We start from the raw sequence: 681 nt of genomic DNA, 5'->3' as shown, positions 1-681 counted from the left end.
CAATTATCATATGTTTTCCTCCCGATTTTCGGTGATTTGCCTTTCGGCAGTACATATGTTAACTCTGTTTCCCACAGATAGCAACTGTGAGATGTGTAGAATGTTTCGGCGGTCATTTGTAACAGATCACAAATCTGCCCAGACGATTCCGGCAAGCACAAAAACAGCTACATTCAGACAGATGCCATTCCCCCAAAGGCGGTACTCTGCTGCATCACGATATGGATCTTGCAGCCATTTCTGTACCATCTTTCGGCTTTTGGGACGGCTCTCCGGTTTTACCGCTTTTTGGTATTCTTCAAAAATAGCTGCCCATCGGTCGATTTCTTCTTCTGTGGGATTTTCCGATGCCAGGTCACTGCACCATTGATCCGGAAATCCCTGCAGTCTTGCACATTCCTGCGGTGTCAGTCTGCGAACCGCATAACCGCCGGAAACGATACTGGGGTCTTTGTGGTCCCGTGCCAGCAGTGTAGGGGTCGTTTCCCGAAATGCACTGCTGAAATTTCCCGTAGAAGCAGCATACACTGCATGATGGTCGGTAGCATTCAAAGTGAAAGCGACCTCTTTGTTGACACCGCCGCCCTGTGGTCCGTTTTGGTCAGACCGACCGATCATTGAGCTCTGCAAAGCATAACTTTCCAGCACAGCAATACCGCCTTGGTTTTTTGCTGGTGACTG

Annotated in this window: 1 protein-coding gene; it reads right to left on the bottom strand. The window is 49.0% G+C overall.

Annotated elements, in window-relative coordinates:
* Positions 1-126: 126 nt before the first annotated feature.
* The coding region (locus RUMCAL_RS09165) for a DNA cytosine methyltransferase (protein WP_021682487.1) at positions 127-681 on the bottom strand (555 nt) is incomplete at its 5' end.

It is taken from the genome of Ruminococcus callidus ATCC 27760, from assembly GCF_000468015.1.
GTDB classification, from domain to species: Bacteria; Bacillota; Clostridia; order Oscillospirales; family Ruminococcaceae; genus Ruminococcus_C; species Ruminococcus_C callidus.
The sequence above is the reverse complement of the archived record's forward strand: the minus strand, read 5'-3'. Positions and strand labels throughout refer to the sequence as shown.